3 protein-coding genes are annotated in these 2,634 nt (G+C 50.0%); all 3 read left to right on the forward strand.

Annotation, left to right across the window (positions count from 1 at the left end; genetic code table 11):
• The first annotated feature begins 82 nt into the window (after positions 1-82).
• The 3 genes from tnpA to tnpC all read left to right on the forward strand — a co-directional run bounded on the left by tnpA (position 83) and on the right by tnpC (position 2,569).
• Positions 83-430: an IS66 family insertion sequence element accessory protein TnpA gene (gene tnpA, locus NFS35_RS28690; RefSeq protein ID WP_251210361.1), complete on the forward strand. Its 348-nt coding sequence runs from the start codon at positions 83-85 to the stop codon at positions 428-430.
• Positions 423-776 (forward strand): IS66 family insertion sequence element accessory protein TnpB, encoded by a 354-nt coding sequence (tnpB, locus tag NFS35_RS28695; RefSeq protein ID WP_251210362.1) that lies wholly within the window; start codon positions 423-425, stop codon positions 774-776. Before tnpA ends, tnpB begins: the two co-directional genes overlap by 8 nt.
• A 143-nt stretch (positions 777-919) precedes the next feature.
• Positions 920-2,569: an IS66 family transposase gene (gene tnpC / locus NFS35_RS28700; protein WP_251210363.1), complete on the forward strand. Its 1,650-nt coding sequence runs from the start codon at positions 920-922 to the stop codon at positions 2,567-2,569.
• Positions 2,570-2,634 lie beyond the last annotated feature (65 nt).

Consider the following 2,634-nt stretch of genomic DNA (forward strand, 5'->3'; position numbering starts at 1 on the left):
GTAAGTAGGTAATCATCCGTATCTGTTATTCCCTGTTTTTCTTTGATACAATACCATCAAAACGTTGGAGGTATTGTAATTTATGAACAAAGAGGAAAAGGCCAGGCTCTGGTCTGAACGGATTCGGGAGTTCCGATCCGGCGGACAGACCTGTCGGGACTGGTGTAGAGAACATCAGATACCTGTTTCGACAATGACCTACTGGATCCGCAGATTGAAAAAAGAGCTTTCTATATGTGTGTCTGAAAATGATCAGGAGCCCGTTTTTGCAAAGCTCCCTTCTGCATCTGAAATCGTGATGCGGGATACCGTGGATGGAACCGCAGCAGTCCGCATCCTTATTTCGGGATACATCCGGATTGAGGCGGCCCCGTCCTGTCCTCCGGAGTTATTCCAGGTGCTGATAAGGACTTTAAAAGAAAATGCTTGACCTGGCGGGCGGGACAACGGTATATCTTGCCTGCGGGGCAACGGATCTGAGGAAAAGCTGCAATGGTCTGGCGGCCGTCATCAAACTTAAATTTCAACTCGACCCATACTCGCGCTGTATGTTTGCATTCTGCAACCGCCGGCGTACCCTCATTAAGATTCTCCAATGGGACGGATCCGGATTCTGGATTCTGATGAAACGCCTTGACCGTGATGCTTTTCACTGGCCGGACACCCCGGATGAACTCCGCCAGGTGACACTGAAAGAAATGCACTGGCTGTGTGACGGGCTTTCCCTGGACCAGAAAGATGCTTTCAAGGAACACCACCCCAAAATTGTGGTGTAAAACCAGGTGTCAATTCGCAGAAAATACGAAAAGCATGCTGTCTACAAGCCATATTTCTACATGCCGCCAGCGCTTTTTTCCTCGAAAAAAAGCCGGTTTTATGGTATACTTTTTACAGACAAAGAGAACCGGGAGAGGCGCAAATGGAATCGTTTTTTTCAGAGGAACAGCTGAATAACATGAGCCGTGAAAACCTGATTGAGCTTATGAAGATCATGAAGGCCCAGGCTGTCAAAAAGGACATGGAGATCCAGCTGCTGAAGGATAAACATAAAGAGCTGGAATTCATGAATGCGCTGCTTTCCGACCGTCTGGCACTTGCACAGAGGAAACAGTTCGGTTCCTCCAGTGAAAAATATGCGGAAGGGTACGAACAGCTGGAGCTGTTCAATGAGGCAGAGACATCCGCTGACCCGGAGACAGCTGAGCCTTCATTTGAGGAAATCCATCCATCTTCGTACAAGCGGAAAAAACGCACAGGAAAGAAGGAAGAGGATCTTTCAGGCTTTGAAATCACGGAGACGGCCGAATACGCGCTGGCCGGGGAAGACCGTTACTGCCCGGATTGTGGCAAGAAGTACAAGGTTGTTACCAAAGAAACCGTAAAGCGCCTGAAGTTTGTTCCCGCAAGATTCGAGGTTGTGGAAGAAGTGACCTATGTATACAGCTGTCCGGAATGCGGTTCCATGAAGCGTCCGGAAAAGATACCGCCTCTGATTAAGGGAAGTATTGCAACACCGTCCCTGATAGCCGGAATTATGAATGCCAAGTATGTCAACGGGATGCCTCTGGCTAGACAGGAACGGGAATTCGCCCGGTATGGCCTGAACCTTTCCACAAAAACCATGGCCAACTGGATCATCAGCTGTGCGGACCGTTACCTGAAGCTGCTGTATGGCCGGATGAAAGAGGAATTCCTCAAAAGCCGGTACATCCACTGTGACGAGACGCGGATACAGGTGATTGGCGAACCGGACCAGAAGGGTTCCACCCAGAACTGGATGTGGGTATATCTTACGGATGAATACAGCGGTTCCCCGCAGATGGCGCTCTTCGATTACGAGAGGACCCGGGCGGGATACCATCCGGTGAAGTTCCTTGACGGCCGGTTTCATGGATACCTGACCTGCGACGGTTACCAGGCATACCACGGTCTGGACGATTCCATCACCGTGACCGGATGCCTTACCCATGCAAGACGCCGTTTTGATGCAGCCCTCACAGCACTGAAAAAGGATTTCACAAAGGAGCAGCTGAAAGAAACCGTTGCATACCAGGCGATGACACGGATTGGGATCCTGTACAAAGTCGAGGAGCTGATCAAAAACAAAACACCGGAAGAACGGTATGAAGAGCGACAGAAACAGTCCCGTCCCGTTGTGGACGCACTGTTTGAATGGCTGCATTCGATGGAAGATTCTGTGGACAGGTCTTCCCTTATTGGTGATGCCATTTTATATACCCTGAACCAGGAGGCATATCTGCGCCGGTATCTGGAAGACGGGCGCCTGAGCATAGACAACAACAGTGCCGAACGAGCAATCAAGAATTTCGCTGTGGGACGCCGGAACTGGCTTTTTGCAAAAAGCATTCGGGGAGCAGATGCCAGTGCCGTCGTATACAGCATCACGGAGACGGCACTCCTGAATGGTCTGAAACCGTATGTATACCTGACATACGTACTGGACCAGCTGAGACAGATGAGGCCTTTCCCGAAGCCGGAGGAGTTGGATCGGCTGCTTCCCTGGTCGGATGATCTGCCGGATGAATTCAGAACGAAAAATAAGAGATGACTTAAGCCACCTGATAAACAGGTGGCTATTTTTGAAAGTCAAGGTACGGATGATTACCTACTTAC

This window comes from Acetatifactor aquisgranensis (genome assembly GCF_943193215.1).
GTDB classification, from domain to species: domain Bacteria; phylum Bacillota; class Clostridia; order Lachnospirales; family Lachnospiraceae; genus Acetatifactor; species Acetatifactor aquisgranensis.